This is a genomic window from Paenibacillus sp. PK1-4R (genome assembly GCF_030369595.1).
Classification (GTDB): Bacteria; Bacillota; Bacilli; order Paenibacillales; family Paenibacillaceae; genus Paenibacillus.
Genome location: NZ_CP126535.1, coordinates 1,800,785 through 1,820,717, shown reverse-complemented (window position 1 = coordinate 1,820,717; position 19,933 = coordinate 1,800,785). Strand labels below are relative to the sequence as shown.

Here is a 19,933-nt window from a genome sequence, read left to right as displayed (position 1 = left end):
AGAAAATAGAATAGCCTTTACCTAACCGTAGCGGGCTCTGGACTACTTGTATCTGGAGAGTAACTTCTCTTTCTTTTGATCGAATTCATATTCTGATATGATATTTTTCTCTTTTAATTCACCCAACTGTAGCAGTTGTTCATGAACATTCACAGGGGTCTTTTTTCTCTTGCTAGATATGATCAAAGCTAGGATTGAGAAAAGCAGACCATACAGGACAGCCAAAATCCCCATTCCTGCTGCGGCTTCCGAACTTTCCAAGAAAGCCACTAAAAAGAAAAAATTAAGTACGTACCAAATAAGACTGACGATCGATAATGCTTTCAATGAATATTCCTCCTAAAGGTTATGTATATTTCTATTCAAAATCAGAAAAGGTCGGTCAGAAGACTAAACATCAACCTCGTCCCAGTTTATAATGACGTATCCAAGCTGAAACAACAGGATGACAATATAACTGATGTTGATTCTCAAACTGGTCTTAACTTTCTTGATCTGATCCAAGAAATCTTCTTTGTTCATTTTTTCGCGTTCCAGCTCAGACTTCATCTTTTGTTTTTCTTTCCATAAAAGTACAAACTCGATTACACCAAATACACCCCATACCAATGTAAACATCAATAAGGACGCATTTGCACCCGACAATAGCATAAGGGAACCTTCATCCAAACCTTTCTCAATTCCTAGCTTAAAGCTTACATTCACACTCAAAGTCAGAATGACTAAACCAAAACCTATAAAACTTAAATACGGTGTGAATCTGGAGCTGCGCAATACTTCCCCTCCTTTCGGATAATAGAACCCTAGCACATATGCCAGGGCTCTTCGATTCAGGTAAGCTCAAATTCTCTTTAAGAGACTTTGACCTTATAAACCGCATAACCAATCTGAAGATCACAGTATTTAGTTACTTTCGAACTGTCCATCTATTTCTTCTGTGCCTGTAACAGTTGATCATTAACAAATGCTTTCAAGAAGAAGAGTTCATTCCCATTAGGCTCCCGCAGCTGTTCCTTTTCAAACGATGTTATCGCCTGCTCCAAGGAAGTAGATGTCACCGCTCTGCTACTGGTTGTAAGCTCTCTCCAGAATACATCCATCTCTTCCCGATCACAGATAGACTCGTGTCCGAGAATGAAATGCTCTGCATCATACATCTGGATATCTTGTATCATGTGGTTAAGCAAGGATTGCTTAAAATGAAACATTTTATCCGTTGTTGTTCCATAAGGACTATCTCCGAGAAAAATAGTCTTCTCATCCGGAATATAAACAATTGTTGAATCATCTGTGTGCGTACTTTGAATCCTATCCAGCATACAGAGCTTGTTCCCCAGGTCAATCTGGAGGGAATCTTTAAAGACGATACCGGGCTTATCTAGTAGAAATGATTCTCTCCTCGGGATTTCCGCCTGTATAATTTCCATACAATGCGCGCTGATTATATCGGCATCTACATACTCACGAAGTGACTGATCATCGAAGGAATAAGATCTCCATTCGTTCAACCGCTGTTCTGTCAACCGATTAACGATGATCGTCGCACCAAATTCATTCATTCCCAAAAAATGATCCCAATGCGCATGAGTAATAACCACATACTGAACGGGAGGCACATCTAAGCATCGAATCTCCTCGATAAAGTCTCTGGCATGTTGAACTGAATTCCCACCATCGATCACCAGACTATGTTTTTCCCCACACACCAAGCCTAGTACCGGTCTTTCTCTATCATTATCGTTGGACATATAATAAATGGAATCGCTTAATTGATTTAACATGTCAATTCTTCTCCTCTATATGAGTATTTTCATATCATAGGCAGAGAAAAACCGCATGCTTATCCAAACTAATACATGGATTTTTCTCCGTTTATGGATTTACCAATGGAATCACCTCTTTCAATCTGTAATCAATATTTCAAATATTATGTAATGGCAATGATTATACTACTTATCAACATCAACAACGTTACGGGCGCCCAGATTCTTCGTTCCCATACACTTCTCGTAATCAGATTCAAAATCGTCCCAAGTACTAAATACGCGACGATAAACCAGATCGCTGTCTCTGCAAAAACAGACCACTGAGGCCAAAGCAATCCTGCTTTACTCAGAACAATGATACCCATGAATGCTAAAATCGCAATCTGGAATATGCAAGCAAAACGCATGGAAACGGGGTATTTCCCGGGAAACTTTCCACCCATGGCGTACTCCCCCCAAGGCACACCTACCGCTAAAGCAACCTGAAAGAGAATAACGATTAGGATCAATATGGTAAATGCTATTGCTGACGTTAATACGATCATGACCACACTCCAGTATTCAAAGCGGCAGTAGAATCACTCCCATAATAGGGATTCCTTACCAATCTTAGACCCTTTATTCTCTACAGAAATGCAAACATGATTGTTCTCTAAATTATACAGGCTATGCCACTAAATCATACTTCCTTTTTTGCCTTTTCGCCCCCTGCCAATCCGCGATACAACATTCTGCATGGTCCTACACTCTTTAACCATCTTGCAAAAAGATCGGTGAAACTGAACTTCGGAGGAAAAGAACTAGGAGTTGCTGGATACTGTTTCGTTTACTTCAATTGTTGAGTGCCATAAAGTATCCGGGCTTGCTCATAATTCAATGGTTCAGTAAAAGGTACTTCCAAGAAATACTCCAACTGCCATTGCTGCGTTTTTAGAGCCTGTTTACTTGTTGGCTTGTCCCAAGGCGGATATACACGTATGGCGCGCTTGCCACCTTTGCCTTGATCCGATACGATATCTCGCTGTAACAATACAGGTTTTGGAAATACAAATTGACCAAAATGGCTGCCTGAGCGCGTACTAATGACATACATATCTTCTGGATCTGTTACGTCATATGGCTGTGTCGATCCATCCTCACTTCGTTGCCACAGGGTAACAAATTGTCCAATCTTGGTTGGGGTGGTTTTTGCGACGCGAAATCGAATGGAGAGAGAATTTAAGGTGAATACATACGCCCCGTATTCAGCATTTTGTGCTTCTTCATGTGGTTGTGAGCATACAAAGCCACACTTGTCATAGATAAGTGCTTTACTGGCAAGTAAGTCACCATGAAGTATATCGGGGGTTGTCCAAGCATTCGAACGATTCAAACTACTTTTGTTATCCAACTTGTGATATCTCTCCTGTCTTATACAGTCTGAACTAAGGCATTAGCGATAGCTATAATAACTCTGCTAGTTCAAAGTTCCTGACATAATCGTTTCCATACATTCCATGCCTCCAAATATTCAGGCAGATCATCAGGATGATGCTTGTTACTCAGCCCAATTCGGCAATATAGATGGACCAGAGCTTCCTCGATCAATCTGGATTTATCCATTTCCACTTGTTCCAGAAGTTCGAACGTAGCAAATAATGTTTCGGTGTTGATATTATCTGGCGAGGAGCTAAAAGCATACAAGAAATCATAGACGATAGGTCCAACCATTGGAGATGGGTCAATAACGCCGATGAGTTCATTTTGATCATATACAAAATTATGAACCCCCGTATCTCCATGCAAAAGAAACTTCTCTTCTTCCTCATGAAAGAGACGATCCACTTTGGATTGAACCAGATTATAATCATCTTTCGTTAAAATATTTCCGATATTCATCTTTGCTTCATGAATACTAATCTGATTGAATTCTTTCCATGTCCTCTGCGGGAGCTCTATTCTGCCCCATGATTTCGTATCTGTAGAACGCACATATGTATTGAATAACTCTTTCACCAGACGAGTTAACCATTCTCTCTTTAGGCCCCGGTTGAAATGGGTCGTACCGTCCATATACGTATAAATAAAATAAGTGTTAGCCGGGTCAGTGTACAAAACTTCAGGCAATAACGAAGAATTCTTATACGTATCCAAAAACTGCTGGGCGATGTGAATCTGTTCGGGTTCATCCGATTTCAAAATATAGTGTTTATTCAGACTCGTACTCAACCGATAAACACGTCCAGCTGTGGTACCTGACAAACTTTGAATTTCAGATATTTCTTCATTGATATGATGCATCTTGAATAAGTTATTGACCTCATTTATCGTTGGATTAATTAACATATGGTTCTCCTCATATAACTAGGATCTTGATTCATTTGGTAAACATAAGTTAAGGTGAGCATTAAGCTCCAGCTCCACGCTGAATTATCTTTCAAAATGGACTCGTTCTTCTTGATTGGAACTAAAAATATAATCTGGATACTGGTTTGCCATGGGTGGGAGCTGATCCTCGGGGAAAAACTGCAGATCCTTCATCTCTTCATTATCGGGCGTGAGTTGTCCAGATCTGATCCTGCATTCAAATACGATAGTCAAATATTCGACCTGATGACCATTGCTGTATGTAAACCTTCTTGCTTCACCCCCGTATATTCCGATAATCTTCTCCGGTTCAACAACCAGACCTGTCTCTTCCAGTGCCTCTCTTACCATCGCTTGCGCCGGTATTTCACCAAGCTCAATTGCTCCAGCAATCAGCCCCCAGGTTGATTCGTTATGTTTACGACCGAACAGGATCTTTCCTTGTTCATTTCGGATAATTCCAGCTACACCCGGCATAAAAATAAGCTCATTGCCGATCTTTTCCCTAAGGTTTTTGTAATAGTCTGACATGCCCATGCACAGTTATCTCCTGTCTTCTATTTTCTGATTTCCCTTCCATCAATGATCCATTGTACGGCATCCCAAATATCCTCTGCGATATAATCAGGTTCGGTCTCCGTCCATTTGTCTCTAAATTTGGTTAATGAAGATTCCCCCCAGCCTGTTCTCACCATGATTTTGGTCGCTCTTACGGCATGGGCAGCAAGCATATCTGTATCTCCTACATCTCCAATTACTACGCATTTGGATAGATCCAGACCGTGTTCCTCTGATGCCTGTAATAACATTCCGGGTTGTGGCTTTCTGCAGCTGCATTCTTGCTCATGCGGACATATATAGGAGTGATCGAATCCGTACTTGCGAAATTGCTCTTCAAAATCCTGAACACTTGCCTCTCCACGAGAAATTCGATATTGATTCGTAAAAGCCAGCACCATAATTCCTTCTCGTTTCAAAAGCATAATTGCTTCTTGAGCATTGGGGTATAATCTGAAATCTCTCGGATGAATAAAATGACCTGTACCACCGATTGTTCCATCTCTGTCTATAAAAACAGCTTGTACATTCCCCTGTGGTTTCATCATGGTCTGTTCCTTTCTTAGAAAAATTTCAAGTCGTGTCGTTCATCTATACTTTCTCATCGATAGTATGCTTGCTGCCATCTTGCTGTTTATTGTGTTGTTGTTTTTTAATTTCAGTTTTCAGATAGTGTACTTCTTTGATTAATACATCCAGCTTTTTCGATGTTTTGGATGAATCTATCGCATAACGTACAATTGCAGCAAAGATAAGAACGACAATAAAACTTATAAGTGATACTACTAAAGCTCCATAAAACTCCAAAATGGTGTTCAACTCCTTGCTGTCAAAAAAATAAGTTGTAAAACTCTTCTGAAAACCAAAACCATATAATCCCCAGGATAACCATAGTGATGCCTAGTACTTTTAATATTATTTCGATATGTTTAGAGATATCACTATTAGGAGGGTTATCTTCAAACTCGTAATTCGGTTTAATTTTTCGATATCTCATCAGGACAAATATTTTGTATAGAAAATCAGGAAAGAAGTAACATGCAATGCCCACGACAAATACGGGAGTAGATAAATAACCAAACGTACTGTTGGTCCATTCCATCTCTATTTCCTCCATCCTCCTTTTTTCCTTACTGAATTCCCGCCGTACCAAACGTATTTTCGATGGCCTGTTTATAATTTTCCCAACCAAAATAAAACGGGCCTACCTGTAGTTTCTTGTCGTTCAATATGAAATCGCTCCAGATCACAACATCATCTTCCTTATCAATCTTGACAGAAATAAATCCACACTCTTCATCCCCACACCAAGGACATACTAAAATGGGATATCTATAATACATGGATTCATGTGGTTTCTTAAGTAAAAAATAATCAATGAGAAGTCTCTGATATTCATCGCTGACCCATCCCAGACTTGGTACCAATTCATGTTTTTTCAATTTTTGATAGAGCGATGTACCATCAATAATGATGTCAGCAAATCTCGTATTTTTATTCCCATCCTGTTCAGGATCGAACTCATCGTATCTTGAAGCTAACTTGGTTTCTATGGTGCTAATTTTCACTATATTTCCTCCATATTCATCCTCTTAAGCTCTCACATTCTTCCTCTACGAGAATGTCAGCACAGCGCACAATCAATTCAGGCATATTTTCTCCACCAAATAGAACATGAAGCTCATATCCGTTATCGATCCGATACAGCTCTTGATACAGCCAGTAACTGCCTACAATCCCACCGTCTTGCTTAAGGATTTCCGGCGCAACGAGCGTGAGTTTATTTATATTGGTGAAGCCCCCACGGGTGTCAAAACGAATGACCACTTCATCCCCTGTCAGCAGTTCCGTCACTGTACAATCATGATATTGAACCCGGCTATGTATTTCATCGGAAATATCCTGTGCGATCATCACTTCTCTAAATTCTTTCGATATGCGTTCCATTTCTCTTCTATTTTCTGCACTCTGTTTCTTCAGCTGGAGCATAACTTCTCTCGTGCAATAACCCAACGTAAAGACACGGATATCCGCAATTTGTTCAACGATTTCCTGTGGCAAATTCTCCGCCTTGTATTGAAAATTCCACTCCATCGATTCTTTGTACTCTTCCTTACATTTCTTCTCATCAAAAGGAGGACGTACATCATATTCTGCAATGAGTTTCTCGATATGCTCTCGTTCTTCCGGAGGCATGTGAAATACGATCTGATCCTCTTCAGTCACTTCTTCCTCACCGAAAGCTTTGTCTACGCGAGTAAGTACTTGACCATCATGCTCCAGCATGAAACGTGGGTCCAAGTTATATAGCTCTCGCTCCTGCTTCACATGTGCTTTTTCCTTTCTTTTATACAGCCTTAAAAATAGATCCTCATCTGACTCGTAAGCTCCGTTATGTACTCTTAAACCAAAATGAAGATGTGTCTGCTGACAAAGCTCATACCATTCTTTCGTTAGATATCTCATGGGCATCTCTCCTGGTAATTTTTAGAAGTCTTTTTTTCATCGCTACTCCTCGAAAATCTTCAGCCTTAACGACTCCTTATACTCAACAGACGTACTGGTCTACCCCAAGGTTTGAAACAATTTGTGTTTTATTTCTTTGTCGTTTCGCGCCGCCCATTCATACACAGCTTCTAGGCCTGCGGACTCCTGACCTCGTTGAAAATAAAAACATAGATCCATCGGTACTAACCGTTTACCATAGAGTTTGATGCCAATCCGTCTGTAATTCATATAAATACACTCAATCTGAGATGCATCATATCTCTGATGTTTCATAGAAATCACATGATCGCTTTCCAGCGTAATACTGGGTTTAGTGAAAAATAAACGCCAGAGCAGAAAAACGATATAACCGAGATTAAAGGTCAATATAACGATCAGGGAGTACTTCAGAATACCATTTTTATAGTAAATACCATCCCTGAAAAGTATAGCTTCAATGACCAACATACATAATAGGCCCAACCATGCTCTTGGATAAATCGTCTTGTATGTGATGAGTTCCATCTCCTAATTATTCTCTTCATTAATCCGAAGCCACTCGGAAGGGGTTTTTCTGGCAAAATGTTTTTCAACAAAATCCAAAATATCATCAATACCGGGTAATGCCGCATTTTCTTTGGCTTCGTGAAACGTCATCCATTGGTACTCGGTATGTTCATGATTTAACCGGACAGGCTGTCTTTCATCCACGTATCCTACGAATACGGGAGCGGTATAGATATAATCCTCTATGGGTGAGTAATATTGTTCGAATTGATTGGCAGAGTACAACCGGACTTCCGTAATACCTGTTTCCTCGTTAACTTCTCTAAGCGCAGCTTCCCATGCCTTCTCGCCCTCTTCTATCCCGCCGCCAACATAACACCACTCGTTATGCAACATACGACCAGCCCGCTTCAGCATCAGTACACGGTATTGATCGAGGCTTTTCTTCAACAGAACTACAGCCACGCCTTCACAACGAATAGGAACTACCTGTTTCACGTGCTCCGCACCATTCAATTTCTCGCCCCCTTCTCTTCAGAATCGAAGTCCTCCAACACTTTAAACTTATCCCCGTAGATTTTGTCCAGATGATCTTCTCCCCAATAACACAAATGATCCAGGGCAGGCTTGAGTCCCCAACCGTAGTCCGTTAACTCATATTCCACTTTGGGAGGAACCTCCGAATATACCTTGCGCTGCACAATCTCATCCTTTTCCAGACCTCTGAGCTGTGTTGTCAGCATCTTCTGCGTAATGTCCGGTATCAATCTTCGAAGCTCCGACGTACGTTTCCGTCCCGTCATCAAATGATAAATAATCAAAGGCTTCCACTTCCCACCCATCACTTCCAAGGCCGCTTCCACGCCAACTTTATATTTCTTTGTAGCGTTTGTGTCTTCATGTTCCGTCATTTTTGAACCCCTCCATAATCAGGCTATATCAAGGTGAATCTTAATCTTTTTGGTGCTCTTCTTTCTATTATTTGAGCCTATTTCGAGGCATCCATTTAGGGTACTTTAATGTTCCTATAGCACTTCATTCTTCCTATAGAACATCAAAGTGCGTACTTCCAGATGTTTTCATACCTGTTTATAATAGCATCAGCCACTGATTTATGGCTACAATACTGCAATCCAGAAAGGTAGTGAAAGATAAGATGAACGTACTCGTTGTAGTGTCCCACCCCAGAAAAGATTCCCTGACCTTCCAGGTAGCTGAACGTTTTGCACAGGGGCTTACCGAAGCTGGTCACGGTTATGAGATATTGGATTTGCATGGGATTGGCTTCGACCCGATTCTCCGAGAGATGGATGAACCTGACTATACCCAAGAAAATCAGGTGTTCTCGCCTGAGGTTGAAACCGAGATGAAGCGATTGAAGAAACACGATGCTGTGGCTTTTGTGTTTCCTCTCTGGTGGTGGCATTTGCCAGCCATGTTGAAAGGTTATGTGGATCGTGTCATGAACAACGGATTTGCCTATGGCGCAAACAAGCTCCCTCATCAGCAGATATTGTGGATCGCTCTTTCGGGTGTGACGGAAGAACAGGTGCAGAAGCGCAACTATGGTCAATCGATCGCCAACCTGCTCAATGTGGGGATTGCCGATTACTGCGGCGTGTCCCAATCGAGGGTTGAGTTTTTATATGAAACGTTGGAATCCAAGCCTGAGCATTATGAGGCACTGCTGAACCATGCACATCACTTGGGACTGAACTATGCCAACGATATTCCGACTCCATGATCGTATGAGAAAAAAGGTATGACCCGAATATGTATTCTGAAGTTTTGTGGTACGTTCAATATCGAATCACAACGCTTGAACACGCAAAAAGGTCGCTCCGAAGAGCGACCCTGCTTGTGTGTCTTGCATTATTTTACTGTCGAGAGAAGAAACTTCTCCAGCATAGTGATATCAGTAATGCTATGATTGCAAGCTGTGTTATCCATGCATACATACTGGGCAACGGAAGAAATATTATCCGGCGTATGGCTCTTGGTCTTCACGTTGAAGAATCCGAGCTCCTGATGGCGATGACAGAACATGCAGTACCCTTTTTTGTTCGTAGCTGTAAGCCGTCCCTCAATACCAAGGAATTTGCCCTCGTGCGGGTACACGATGAACAAGCGATTGGTCGCAATGTCGGTCCATCTCAGGTAGGTTGTACGTGCGTAGTCGATGGATTCGAGATCGGGCAATTTAAGCTTCTTGGCTTTTGGAAACAGCTTTTGGATCTGCTTGGCCGATATTTGCGGATATGGAATCAGATATGATTCCAGTCGGTTCAGATACGTCTGCAATTCATGTGTCGTCTCATACGTGGATAACTGCTCCAGCAATTGCTTCTGCTCCGGAGTGAGTTCATCGAAGATGCTCACCGCATTTGTGCCGACCGTATAACGGACGGTTTCCAATACTTTTGGATCTACAACCGAGCGTAGCGTTTTCAGCAGGAAATCAGCTTGTTTTTGAATATAATTAAATTGATGATTCTGAATAAATGGTGTTAGCATGGCGTTCAGCCCCTTATTTTTATTGGAAGAACAAATAAGGTGCAAAGCCTGCGGGATGTAACATTATGTTGATATTGATTTCAGGGCAACAATCTCATTTTTGTCGCGCCCTACACAAAGTCCGCCCCTATTCAGGCTTTGCGTAAGGCTTTCTAGCGAACGAGCAATCCGGCATCATCCATATTGCCACGTCATAACCCCCAATACGATAGATATATCGAAATTATAGCAGGGCAGCATAGTGTAGGCAACGGGCTTCGTTCCAATCTCCTCTGTTCAAGAAATATAATTACATCTTAGGCTTTCTTCCCATTTTCCACGAAATGATCTACTGCTGACTGCTCAATGGCCTCATGAAGCAAGAGCAGGATTGGAGCTGTAACGGACAATTACAAGGTTAATACCGCCTGTACTTCGCCACATGCCAATATTTCACCGGTTTGAATAAAGCCAAGAGAGTCATAAATTTTCTTCGCAACTACATTTTCAGGATTGTAGGTGAGTTCTACAACTTTGGCTTTTCCTCGTGGAAAAGTCCTCGCATACTCAATTGCTTTTACTACCATTTCTTTACCATATCCCTTACCTTGGTATCGCTGGTCAATCATCATCTTGAAGATGCCATAACTGCTATAATCAAAATTGCCATCCCCGTCATCATAGTACATCGAAATAAAACCTATCATATTGTCTTCCTTATAGACTGCAAAAGTAATTATAATCTGCCCCTCATCTGAGGCAACGTACGCTTCAGCAAGTGCATGTTGGTTCGAGGATATGAATCTTTGTTGGTCTGGAGTAACTTTAAGTTCAATACATTCGATAAAATTATCCCAAGTTATTCTTCTAAAATCCATTTTGAATTCCCTCCTGCACTAATCATCATTACTATTTTCTTCTCTATCTCACTGCACTCGTAAAACTCGCTTTAAAAATAAGATCATACACATTCGTGTAAGAATCATAGTACTCAAGTGCCTGTTTTCTCTCTTCGTAAAACGACTTCAACCTCTCTTTGTCTCCAGTATCGACATAAGCGATTAACTCTCGACTTGCTTTTTTGTATGCTTCTACACTTCGTCTCGCAGATCCAAAATCAAAGGAATTATAGTCTAGCACGGGAGTAAAGTTCTCCGGTCGGATTCCCGCATTTGATTCAGCTTCCGCTATGAACTCGTGTAATTTCGAGAAATCTACCGGCTCTTCCAGCAGCACATTGCCCAAAATGTGAACCACTTCCTGATCCATCTTGTTGAATCGCGTTGTAAAGACATGATTAAACACATGCATCTCCATCAAATTTCTGGTGTACAGAAAATAGCTATTAATCAAATGAAGCGTTGAGTTTTTATACTCTACCGAGAATCTCGCACCTCGAAGAATATTAGCCGGGATATATACTCGGCCGTCTATCATTTTTGCTTCGGCTCCTGCCTGTGTTTTGAGTTCCTTTTCATTGAAAATTACGCTGATTTTCTTAGGTGCACTTGAAACGGTGTGAGCCATGGAGCAGCTTAATAACGTTACAGCAAGTGTCAACATCATCATCTTTTTCACTATGTACAACTCCTCGATAGGAATAATCAGGATATACTTGCATTTCATTTTTTCCATCGTACCATTTTATTCAAATAAAGGTAATACACTACATATGCGCAACGTTCTTTTTCCACAAAAAGAAGCCACCTCCCTGGCCTTCCCCAGTTCAGTGACTCCATTTTGCAATCCTATTCATTCCCTACATTCAACTACTCCTTAACAGCTCCAACCACAATCCCCGTTACAAAATAACGTTGCAGGAACGGGTACACAAGCAGGATCGGCAGTGCGCTGATAAAGATCTGCGAAGCCCGAATCGTCCGTTGGGACAGGTTCTTCACCGCTTCTGGATCAAGCTTCGACATATCGGCCTGCACGATGATCGTCTGCATGAATGTCGCGAGTGGAAGTTTTTCCGCATCACGGATGTAGATAATACCGTCAAAGTACGCGTTCCAATGTCCAACCATCATGAAGAGAGAAACCGTTGCAATAACAGGTACGGAGACAGGCAGATAGATTTTGATAAACGTCTGCAAGTGACCTGCGCCATCGATAAATGCAGCTTCTTCCAGATCTTTGGGAACGGTACGGAAGAAGTTCAGCAACAGAATGATGTTAAACACCGCAACCAATCCCGGCAGGATCAAGGCCAGCAATGTGTTCATCAGTCCCAGCTTCAGAATCAGGATATACCCCGGAATGAGGCCACCGCTGAACAGCATCGTGATGACAAAATACCACAGATAGATGTTACGTGCGCGGAACACCCGCGTCTCTTTGGAAAGCGCATAGGCTGCAAGCGTATTAACAATTAACGCAAGTCCAGTACCGAGTACCGTCCGCTCCACAGATACCCATAAGGAGGAGAGGAAGTTTGTATTGGCAAATGTCTTCGCATACGCCTCCAGTGTGAATCCAATTGGCCAGAACGTTACGAGACCAGCATTTGCAGGCGCAGATGCGCTAAGTGATACCATGAGCAAGTGATACAAAGGCAGCAAGCAGAGCAGTGAAAGGATGGTCAGGAACACATTGTTGAATATGCTGAATATGCGGTAAGGCATCGTTTTATGGTACATTCGTTTGTCATCCTTTCTAGAAAATTCGATATCCGGCGAATCGGTAAGCCAGTCGGTACGAGATCACAATCAGGATCAGGCTGATGACCGACTTGAACAGATTCACAGCGGTAGCGAAACTGAACTGCCCACTTAACAGACCTTCTCTATACACAAACGTATCGATAATATCACCTTGTTGGTAAATTAACGGACTATATAAGTTAAAGATTTGGTCAAAGTTGGCGTTGAGTACATTACCCAGTGCCAGTGTTGCGATTACAATCCCAATGGGAATCAGTGCCGGAATGGTAATATACATCGTTTGCTTCCAGCGTCCTGCTCCATCCACTTCAGCTGCTTCATAAAGTGCAGGGTTAATGCCGGACAGTGCCGCGAGGAAGATAATTGTGTTGAAACCAAACTCTTTCCAGACATCACTCGCAATAATCGTGAATCGGAACCAGCTTCCATCCCCCAGGAAGAAGATCGGCTTGATACCAAATACGGATACCAGGAACTGATTGACAATACCCGTCTGGGCCAGAATGTCGATCAGGATGCCTGACAACGTAACCCAAGACAGAAAGTGAGGAAGATACACGAGTGTTTGAATCGTTCTTTTCAGCGCCATCTTCCGTACCTCGTTAAGCAATAAGGCAAAGATAAACGGAATGATCAGATTCATGACGATCTTCGTACAGGCAAAAAACAGCGTGTTCCACGTAATTTGCAGGAAATAATCATTTTCCCACATATACCTGAAGTGCTTCAGTCCTACCCATTCGGAATTAAAGAATCCCAGTGCAGGTTTATAATCTTGAAATGCCATCAAAATCCCGGACATCGGAATGTATGAAAATATAAAGACCATAATAGCCGCCGGCAACACCATGAAGTGCAGAATCCATGGCTGTTTGTAGCGTTTTTTTCTCTTTTTATCCAGCTTGTTCCCAACGTTTGCCTGCGGGATCCGCTTACCCTCCAATTTAGCCTCCATAGCGCTTCTCCTGTTCCCAAAAAAAGTTTTTGTGTGTGATCGGGTTCTCTGATATAAATAGTATCAAGCCGTTCTGAGGTCTGACTATATAACATTGTTAGGCTTGATAGTGTTTTGTTAGGGTATCATCGGAAGAGGTTGTTTACACACGAATTAGAAGGAGACTTTTCATGCATATATGGAAGCGCTTAATGCCTTTTCAAGGTACTACCAGATCCCGATTCAGTCTTTTTGCCAAAATAAACTTGTTAATTGTGGTCTTGTTCATCCCCATTCTGATCATGTACACCTACTCGAATAACGTCACCTATGATGTCGTCAGCAAAGAACTGCAGATCTCCAACACCAAACAGCTCACGTTTCTGTCCAGTCAGATCGACTCACGCATCAATCAGATGATGGATTTCAGCCTGATTCTCTCCCGAGATCCCAATGTCAGAGCTTTCAACGGCCTTAACATGTGGGATGATCGATATGACCGGATGCAGACCCGTTATGTGATACAAGAAAAGATGACGCTGCAAACCGGCGTTACGGATATATGGCCCACCCGATATGCGGTGTATTCACAGCAGAATAAGGATGTCATAGCCAACTACAACCAAACGACAGGATATGATGAAGCGTATTTGAAAAAAAATATGAGTGGACGATGGACCTATGGGGATCAGGGAGCCGCATCACAGGACGAACTAAATTCCTTCTATTGGTTTTATACCGATTCCTTGGCACAGCCAGGGATGCTCACAGGAAGTAATCTGGTGATTGAAGCGAGCTTCAGTTATGAGAATATTCAAAATATGCTGGATACGTATAAAGCGGGCGGACAAGGCGATCCTTTCTTGTATCACAAAGGAAATTCACCCATTCTCAATCGCAGCGCGGACAAGCAATTATCCGCAGAACTCATTCAGTATCTGGATATGCATTCCCCAGAAGACACCACACAAGATGTCGTGAAACTGAACGGGAAGAAATATCTGGTTAGCTCTGTGAAGTCCACTTATCTGGATTGGCATCTGGTGGACGTGATCCCGCTGTATCAGATTTTGAAACCCATCTCGCTGAGTCAGAATCTGTTCTACACCTGTATGATTTTACTGTTGGTGGTGGGCATCTCTGCTTCAATCTTGCTGTACCGGAATGTTCAATATCCGATCAAAAAGCTGATCAAAGGCTTACGCCGCGTAGAGCAAGGGGATTATTCTGTCCGACTGCATAGCAAAAACCAGAATGAGTTCTCATTCCTGTTCCGCCGATTCAACGATATGTCCCATCAGATTCAGGATCTGATCGAGAATGTATTCCATGAGAAAATTAGAGCCAGGGAAGCTACGCTGAAGCAATTACAAGCGCAGATCAATCCGCATTTCCTATATAATTGTCTAGGTTATATCATCAACATGGCCCAAATGAAGGACGAGCAAGCCGTCGTCTCCATGGCGCATAACCTAAGTGCGTATTATCGCTACACCACCCGTATGGAACGGGAGACGTCGTCGCTACAAGAAGAGATCAAGCTGCTGATCAACTATCTGGATATCCAGAAGCTGCGCAATGGTCGAATTGAGTATCACATCGATATCCCTGAGGATATGCTCTCCCAGTCGGTGCCACGATTAATGCTTCAGCCGATGGTCGAGAATTCCGTGATTCACGGCGTGGCGAAGTCCTATTCTTCCGGGGAAATTCGAATTACCGGGGAGCGCTTGAATGGTTTTGGCAGAATATACATCGACGACGATGGTCCAGGCTTAAGCCCGGAACAGTACGAAGCACTCAACTTGAAGATGCAGGAACCTTTACAAGAAGAAATGGGCTGCGGCCTTTGGAATACGCATCAACGAATCACGCACCTGTTCGGCAGTCATTCCTACCTCCTATTCGGCCCATCCCCACTTGGCGGGTTCCGAACCGAAATCATCTGGGAGATACCAAAAGAGGATACAAATTCCGATAAAGGAAATACCGATACAAATTGATACGTTATTAACGATAAGTTGACTATTTGATTTTGAACGAACCATTTACACATGAACATTTATATAAGGCCTTGTTTAAAATAAATGATTAGATTTTACGTGAACTCAAGCGAAGGATTGAAGGGATTCTGGAGAAGCGAAGCGTTCGCCTTTCAAGCACCATTTTAACCATCCAATCTTTCAATTCAGAAAATGGGGCTTGAACAGCGATCGAAAGAACCCTTCAAATCCGTAGCGATTTTGTTCACTTCACGTATCCTTTGATTTTGATTATTGGCCTTATATACCAACCACCAAGGGAGACATTATAATGCAAATGATGATCGTAGACGATGAAGCACACTGGGTCGATAACCTGTCCATGACCAAACCATGGCACACGCTAGGCATCGAACATGTGCATAAAGCATACTCGGCCCACGAAGCACTACAAATGATTGACACCCATCCCATCGATATCGTGATCTCGGACATCCAGATGCCCGAAATGACAGGCATTGAACTGATCGAACGCATCCGCATCCGGGACAAAAAAATAAAATGTATTCTGTTATCCGGGTATTCCGAATTTGATTACGCCAAAAAAGCCATTCAGTTCGAGGCCGTGGACTATCTGCTCAAGCCCCCAACTGACGATGAATTAATGGGGGCCGTTCAGAAGGCCATCGATCAATTGAACAATGAATGGGAACTTGTCAGTTCACTGACACGGACGCAGTTTACATTGCGAGAGAATCTCCCCCATTTGCGGGGACGACTGCTTCTGGGGGCTTTGCAGGGACAACGAATCGCGGTTGCGGAATGGGATCGGAAGCTCGCTAATTATGCTCTGCCTTTTCACACCGGGGATGCCGCTTTAATGCTGGTAAGGTTGGAAGAAGAATTCGGACACTATGACAGCAATGATCAGACCCTGATCGAATATGCGATCATCAATATGGCGGAAGAGATTATGGGTGAGTTTATGGAAGTGTGGGGCGTGAAGGAGGAGCACGGATATCTGGTGTTTCTACTGCAAATGAAAGAACGGAAAGGCGATATTGGCAAAGAAACCATCCTGGAGAAGTTATCGATTCAGCTTCAATCCAAAGTAAAACAGTTTCTGAAAGGCTCCCTCTCCATTGTCATCACCGAGTGGTTCACCTTTCCGGACCAGATTTACGATCGCTTCCGTCAGGCTTCAGCCTATTTCCGGCAGATCGTCGGCGACGAACGCGAATTCGTCATGCGCGTTAGCGATGTTGAGACACCTGCGGCGCAAGGTCCACTCGATGTGCTGTATACCCCGCCCACCTTCATTAGTCTGCTAGAGAGCGGACAGTGGGATGCAGCGGAAGAGAAAATCCTCGCGGTCTGCGCAGAGCTGGATGAGAAATGGTCGGAATCATGGGAGCACTGCATGGAGGCTGGTTTTCTCATTACAGCATCGTTCACCAACATCGCTCACCGAAACAAGCTGACTCTGACCACCTTAATGGGAAATGATGTCGAGGATTTACAAAGTGGGGAAGTTTTCGCTACCATCAGCAAACTGCGGAAATGGTCGCTCAGTGTGCTTGGCAAACTCAAGGAAGGCACGTCCAACGAGATCAAGGACATCCGTTCTGAGTATGTGAAGAAGATTCAGGATTTTACAGATAAAAACCTGCATCTGGATGTGTCTTTGCGTGTACTGGCCGACCATGTCAATCTGCACCCGACCCATTTGTCCAAGATCTATAAGATCGAAACGGGCGAAGGCATCAGTGATTATATCTCGCGCCTGCGTATGGATCGGGCCTGTCACAAGCTGGTCACGACCACCAAAAAAGTGTATGAAATCAGCATGGAGATTGGTTATATGGACCCGGCTTATTTTATCAAAGTGTTCAAGCGTCAATTCGGCGTTACGCCGCAAGAATACAGAGACCAGCACAAATAACATCTTAGAGGTTATTCAAAAAATCCGCTTTTGATTACGAAGGATGCCTCACGGCATCATCAGCATCGAATATGGAATTCAGCCGAAATGTCCGTTGCTCACGTAGTTTTCCTACGCTCCGCTACTCCATTTCTAGCTTTATCCCATCTTCTCGGTACTGAAAACCGAATTTTTTGAACTTCATTTGAACATTCATTGGAACATTCACTAATAGAGTCCTATCGAAACTAACAAACTCATATAGATGCCCTCCCGCCCAAATTGGTACAGTTACATTGTAGAGGTTGTTCAAAAAGTCCGCTTTTGATTACGAAGGATGCCTAGCGGCATCATCAGCATCGAATATGGAATTCAGCCGAAATGTCCGTTGCTCACGTAGCTCTATCTACGCTCCGCTACTCCATTTCTAGCTTCATCCCATCTTCTCGGTACTGAAAACCGGCCTTTTTGAACACGCATTTGTAAAGATCATACACCGTAGGGGGATTGAACAATGATCAAATTCAAAACATGGTGGTCACTGCTCATGGTTATCGCGCTCATCACGATCACTGCGTGCGGCAGTGGCGAGACAGCCAGTGACAATGGTAGCGATAATACGCCGGGAACAGTCGGCTCAGCGGAAGCAGAAGCTGCTTTTGCCAAAGGAAAATATGACCCACCCATCGAGTTCAGTTCGGTATTAATGCCGAAGAAATACGTGCAAGGAGATACCAAAGAAAATAACGTGCACGATCGCTGGATGCTCGAAACGCTGGGTATGAAGCACAAAGATACTTGGTATCCGGCCAATGACGATCAATACAGACAAAAGCTGCAACTGGCAATCGCCTCTGGCGAGAAACTGCCTGATTTCGTTACCGTACCCACCAATGCGGTACTGACCAATCAGCTGATCGACTCCGGTCAATTCATCGCCATCGATGAGTTGTTCGACAAGTATGCGAGTCAGACCCTGAAAGATCACGCAGCAGCACATCCTGAACTGTGGTATCCGTTCACCAAGGACGGCAAGAAATACAACATGCCGATCATGGAGTACACCGATAACGACGATACACTGCTCTGGCTCCGCGAGGACTGGATGGAGAAGCTGAACCTGGAAGCTCCGAAAACCATCGCAGACCTTGAGAACATCATGGACAAATTCAAGAACGAGAACCCGGACGGTCTGTCTCCAGACAAAGTATTCCCGCTGGCGATCTCGCTGAAAAATAACACCAACACCTGGATGGGTCAGCTTGACTGGTTGTTCGGTGCATACGGCACAATCGAGGAGCAATGGAACAAAGACGCAAACGGCAACCTCGAGTACGGCTCCGTTAACCCGGGTGCCAAACAAGCCCTTGCCAAGCTGGCTGAATGGATGGATAAAGGTTATATCCACGCTGACTCCGCTCTGTGGGACGAAGGCAAATCCGCTGAAAGCTGGACAGCCGGCAAAGCGGGCATTCTGCCTGGCGCAAACTGGGTACCGGACTGGCCTGCACCTGACCTGCTGAAGAACGTACCTGGATCAAAGTATAAAGCTTACCCTGTTCCAGCTGGCCCAGACGGCAAGATCGGTACGAAATGGCAGAACTCTGGTGTCAACGCAAGTATCATGATCAACAAAGATGCGAAGCATCCAGAAGCCATCTTCTTGTATTACAACTACCTGCTGGATAACCTCGCGAACCCGAAAGCGGGCAGTGAGTATGAATACGGCTTCGCCAAAGGTTACGACTGGGATATCATTGACGGACAACCGACCAGTGACAAAGAGAAGATCAAAGACTTCTCCAACGAATTCCCTTTCCTGACCGGCCCAGCACGTATCCCGGATCTGTACATGAAAACACTCGTGAAACTGGCCAACGGCGAGAAGCCTGAAACACCTTACGAGAAACAAATGGCCGAATTCCGCAAACCGGAAAACTGGTATGCAGGTAAAGTCGTTATGTCCCAGATCGACGTCCGTAAACAAAACTATTTCACTGGCGCTGCAACACCAACTATGGTATCCAAATGGAACCTGCTCCGTCAGTCTGAGATGGAAACCTTCAACAAAATCATCTACGGCAATCTGCCAATTGATGCCTTTGACCAATTCGTCGCTAACTGGAAATCCAATGGCGGAGATCAGATCACGCAAGAAGTAAATGATTGGTTTAAATCGGTAAGTGCGAAGTAAGAATTAGATTTGGGAAAAGTAGAGATTATAAAAACAGCCGAAGCGATAGTTACACGCTTCGGCTGTTTTTATTTAGGTA

Annotated in this window: 24 protein-coding genes; 4 read left to right on the top strand and 20 right to left on the bottom strand. The window is 43.4% G+C overall.

All coding sequences use genetic code 11. The annotated features are described in order from the left end of the window. Nucleotides 1–42 precede the first annotated feature (42 nt). From QNO02_RS07815 to QNO02_RS07745, 15 genes are all read right to left on the bottom strand, one after another. Nucleotides 43–327 (bottom strand): SHOCT domain-containing protein, encoded by a 285-nt coding sequence (locus tag QNO02_RS07815; RefSeq protein WP_289391663.1) that lies wholly within the window; start codon nt 325–327, stop codon nt 43–45. A 63-nt stretch (nt 328–390) separates the two neighbouring features. Then, on the bottom strand, nt 391–774 hold the full coding sequence (locus QNO02_RS07810; RefSeq protein WP_289391661.1) for a hypothetical protein: 384 nt from the start codon (nt 772–774) through the stop codon (nt 391–393). Nucleotides 775–926: 152 nt separating this feature from the next. After that, entirely contained in the window at nt 927–1,781 is an 855-nt protein-coding gene (locus QNO02_RS07805) for an MBL fold metallo-hydrolase (RefSeq protein ID WP_289391659.1), read from the bottom strand. Nucleotides 1,782–1,927: 146 nt separating this feature from the next. Then, nucleotides 1,928–2,311, bottom strand: a complete 384-nt coding sequence (locus QNO02_RS07800; protein ID WP_289391657.1) for a hypothetical protein — start codon at nt 2,309–2,311, stop codon at nt 1,928–1,930. Nucleotides 2,312–2,592: 281 nt separating this feature from the next. Beyond that, nucleotides 2,593–3,156, bottom strand: a complete 564-nt coding sequence (locus QNO02_RS07795) for a MepB family protein (protein ID WP_289391655.1) — start codon at nt 3,154–3,156, stop codon at nt 2,593–2,595. Nucleotides 3,157–3,227: 71 nt separating this feature from the next. Next, a complete protein-coding gene (locus QNO02_RS07790) occupies nt 3,228–4,091 on the bottom strand; it encodes a phosphotransferase (RefSeq protein ID WP_289391653.1) in 864 nt (287 codons plus the stop codon). An 84-nt stretch (nt 4,092–4,175) separates the two neighbouring features. Continuing rightward, the gene (locus tag QNO02_RS07785; RefSeq protein ID WP_289391652.1) at nt 4,176–4,649 is read right to left on the bottom strand and encodes an NUDIX domain-containing protein; all 474 of its coding nucleotides are present in this window, start codon (nt 4,647–4,649) and stop codon (nt 4,176–4,178) included. A gap of 20 nt (nt 4,650–4,669) precedes the next feature. Then, nucleotides 4,670–5,218, bottom strand: coding sequence for an HAD-IIIA family hydrolase (locus QNO02_RS07780; RefSeq protein ID WP_289391651.1), 549 nt, complete (start codon nt 5,216–5,218; stop codon nt 4,670–4,672). Nucleotides 5,219–5,261: 43 nt separating this feature from the next. Further along, on the bottom strand, nt 5,262–5,477 hold the full coding sequence (locus QNO02_RS07775; protein WP_289391650.1) for a hypothetical protein: 216 nt from the start codon (nt 5,475–5,477) through the stop codon (nt 5,262–5,264). 22 nt (nt 5,478–5,499) lie between these two features. After that, entirely contained in the window at nt 5,500–5,772 is a 273-nt protein-coding gene (locus QNO02_RS07770) for a hypothetical protein (protein WP_289391649.1), read from the bottom strand. Nucleotides 5,773–5,800: 28 nt separating this feature from the next. Then, the gene (locus tag QNO02_RS07765) at nt 5,801–6,241 is read right to left on the bottom strand and encodes an oxidoreductase (RefSeq protein ID WP_289392711.1); all 441 of its coding nucleotides are present in this window, start codon (nt 6,239–6,241) and stop codon (nt 5,801–5,803) included. A gap of 13 nt (nt 6,242–6,254) precedes the next feature. Next, entirely contained in the window at nt 6,255–7,136 is an 882-nt protein-coding gene (locus QNO02_RS07760; RefSeq protein ID WP_249911393.1) for a DUF4085 family protein, read from the bottom strand. A gap of 99 nt (nt 7,137–7,235) precedes the next feature. After that, nucleotides 7,236–7,682: a hypothetical protein gene (locus QNO02_RS07755; RefSeq protein WP_289391648.1), complete on the bottom strand. Its 447-nt coding sequence runs from the start codon at nt 7,680–7,682 to the stop codon at nt 7,236–7,238. 3 nt (nt 7,683–7,685) lie between these two features. Further along, nucleotides 7,686–8,180, bottom strand: a complete 495-nt coding sequence (locus QNO02_RS07750) for an NUDIX hydrolase (protein ID WP_289391647.1) — start codon at nt 8,178–8,180, stop codon at nt 7,686–7,688. Beyond that, nucleotides 8,177–8,575: a winged helix-turn-helix transcriptional regulator gene (locus QNO02_RS07745; RefSeq protein ID WP_289391645.1), complete on the bottom strand. Its 399-nt coding sequence runs from the start codon at nt 8,573–8,575 to the stop codon at nt 8,177–8,179. Before QNO02_RS07745 ends, QNO02_RS07750 begins: the two co-directional genes overlap by 4 nt. A gap of 245 nt (nt 8,576–8,820) precedes the next feature. Between QNO02_RS07745 and QNO02_RS07740 the strand changes: the two genes are divergently transcribed. After that, nucleotides 8,821–9,408 (top strand): NAD(P)H oxidoreductase, encoded by a 588-nt coding sequence (locus QNO02_RS07740; protein ID WP_289391644.1) that lies wholly within the window; start codon nt 8,821–8,823, stop codon nt 9,406–9,408. 128 nt (nt 9,409–9,536) lie between these two features. Here the strand turns inward: QNO02_RS07740 and QNO02_RS07735 are convergent, their stop codons facing one another. The 5 genes from QNO02_RS07735 to QNO02_RS07715 all read right to left on the bottom strand — a co-directional run bounded on the left by QNO02_RS07735 (nt 9,537) and on the right by QNO02_RS07715 (nt 13,778). Next, nucleotides 9,537–10,178, bottom strand: a complete 642-nt coding sequence (locus tag QNO02_RS07735) for a FusB/FusC family EF-G-binding protein (RefSeq protein ID WP_289391643.1) — start codon at nt 10,176–10,178, stop codon at nt 9,537–9,539. 389 nt (nt 10,179–10,567) lie between these two features. Further along, on the bottom strand, nt 10,568–11,035 hold the full coding sequence (locus QNO02_RS07730) for a GNAT family N-acetyltransferase (protein WP_289391641.1): 468 nt from the start codon (nt 11,033–11,035) through the stop codon (nt 10,568–10,570). Between the two features lie 43 nt (nt 11,036–11,078). Next, a complete protein-coding gene (locus QNO02_RS07725) occupies nt 11,079–11,735 on the bottom strand; it encodes a hypothetical protein (protein WP_289391639.1) in 657 nt (218 codons plus the stop codon). Between the two features lie 191 nt (nt 11,736–11,926). Beyond that, nucleotides 11,927–12,799: a carbohydrate ABC transporter permease gene (locus QNO02_RS07720; protein ID WP_047842119.1), complete on the bottom strand. Its 873-nt coding sequence runs from the start codon at nt 12,797–12,799 to the stop codon at nt 11,927–11,929. 16 nt (nt 12,800–12,815) lie between these two features. Beyond that, nucleotides 12,816–13,778, bottom strand: a complete 963-nt coding sequence (locus QNO02_RS07715) for an ABC transporter permease (protein WP_370511435.1) — start codon at nt 13,776–13,778, stop codon at nt 12,816–12,818. A 170-nt stretch (nt 13,779–13,948) separates the two neighbouring features. Between QNO02_RS07715 and QNO02_RS07710 the strand changes: the two genes are divergently transcribed. The 3 genes from QNO02_RS07710 to QNO02_RS07700 all read left to right on the top strand — a co-directional run bounded on the left by QNO02_RS07710 (nt 13,949) and on the right by QNO02_RS07700 (nt 19,854). Beyond that, complete coding sequence (locus tag QNO02_RS07710) at nt 13,949–15,760, top strand: sensor histidine kinase (RefSeq protein WP_289391637.1); 1,812 nt, start codon at nt 13,949–13,951, stop codon at nt 15,758–15,760. Between the two features lie 310 nt (nt 15,761–16,070). Continuing rightward, the gene (locus QNO02_RS07705) at nt 16,071–17,681 is read left to right on the top strand and encodes a response regulator transcription factor (protein ID WP_289391635.1); all 1,611 of its coding nucleotides are present in this window, start codon (nt 16,071–16,073) and stop codon (nt 17,679–17,681) included. A 493-nt stretch (nt 17,682–18,174) separates the two neighbouring features. Continuing rightward, on the top strand, nt 18,175–19,854 hold the full coding sequence (locus QNO02_RS07700; protein WP_289391634.1) for a type 2 periplasmic-binding domain-containing protein: 1,680 nt from the start codon (nt 18,175–18,177) through the stop codon (nt 19,852–19,854). The last annotated feature ends 79 nt before the right edge of the window (nt 19,855–19,933 follow it).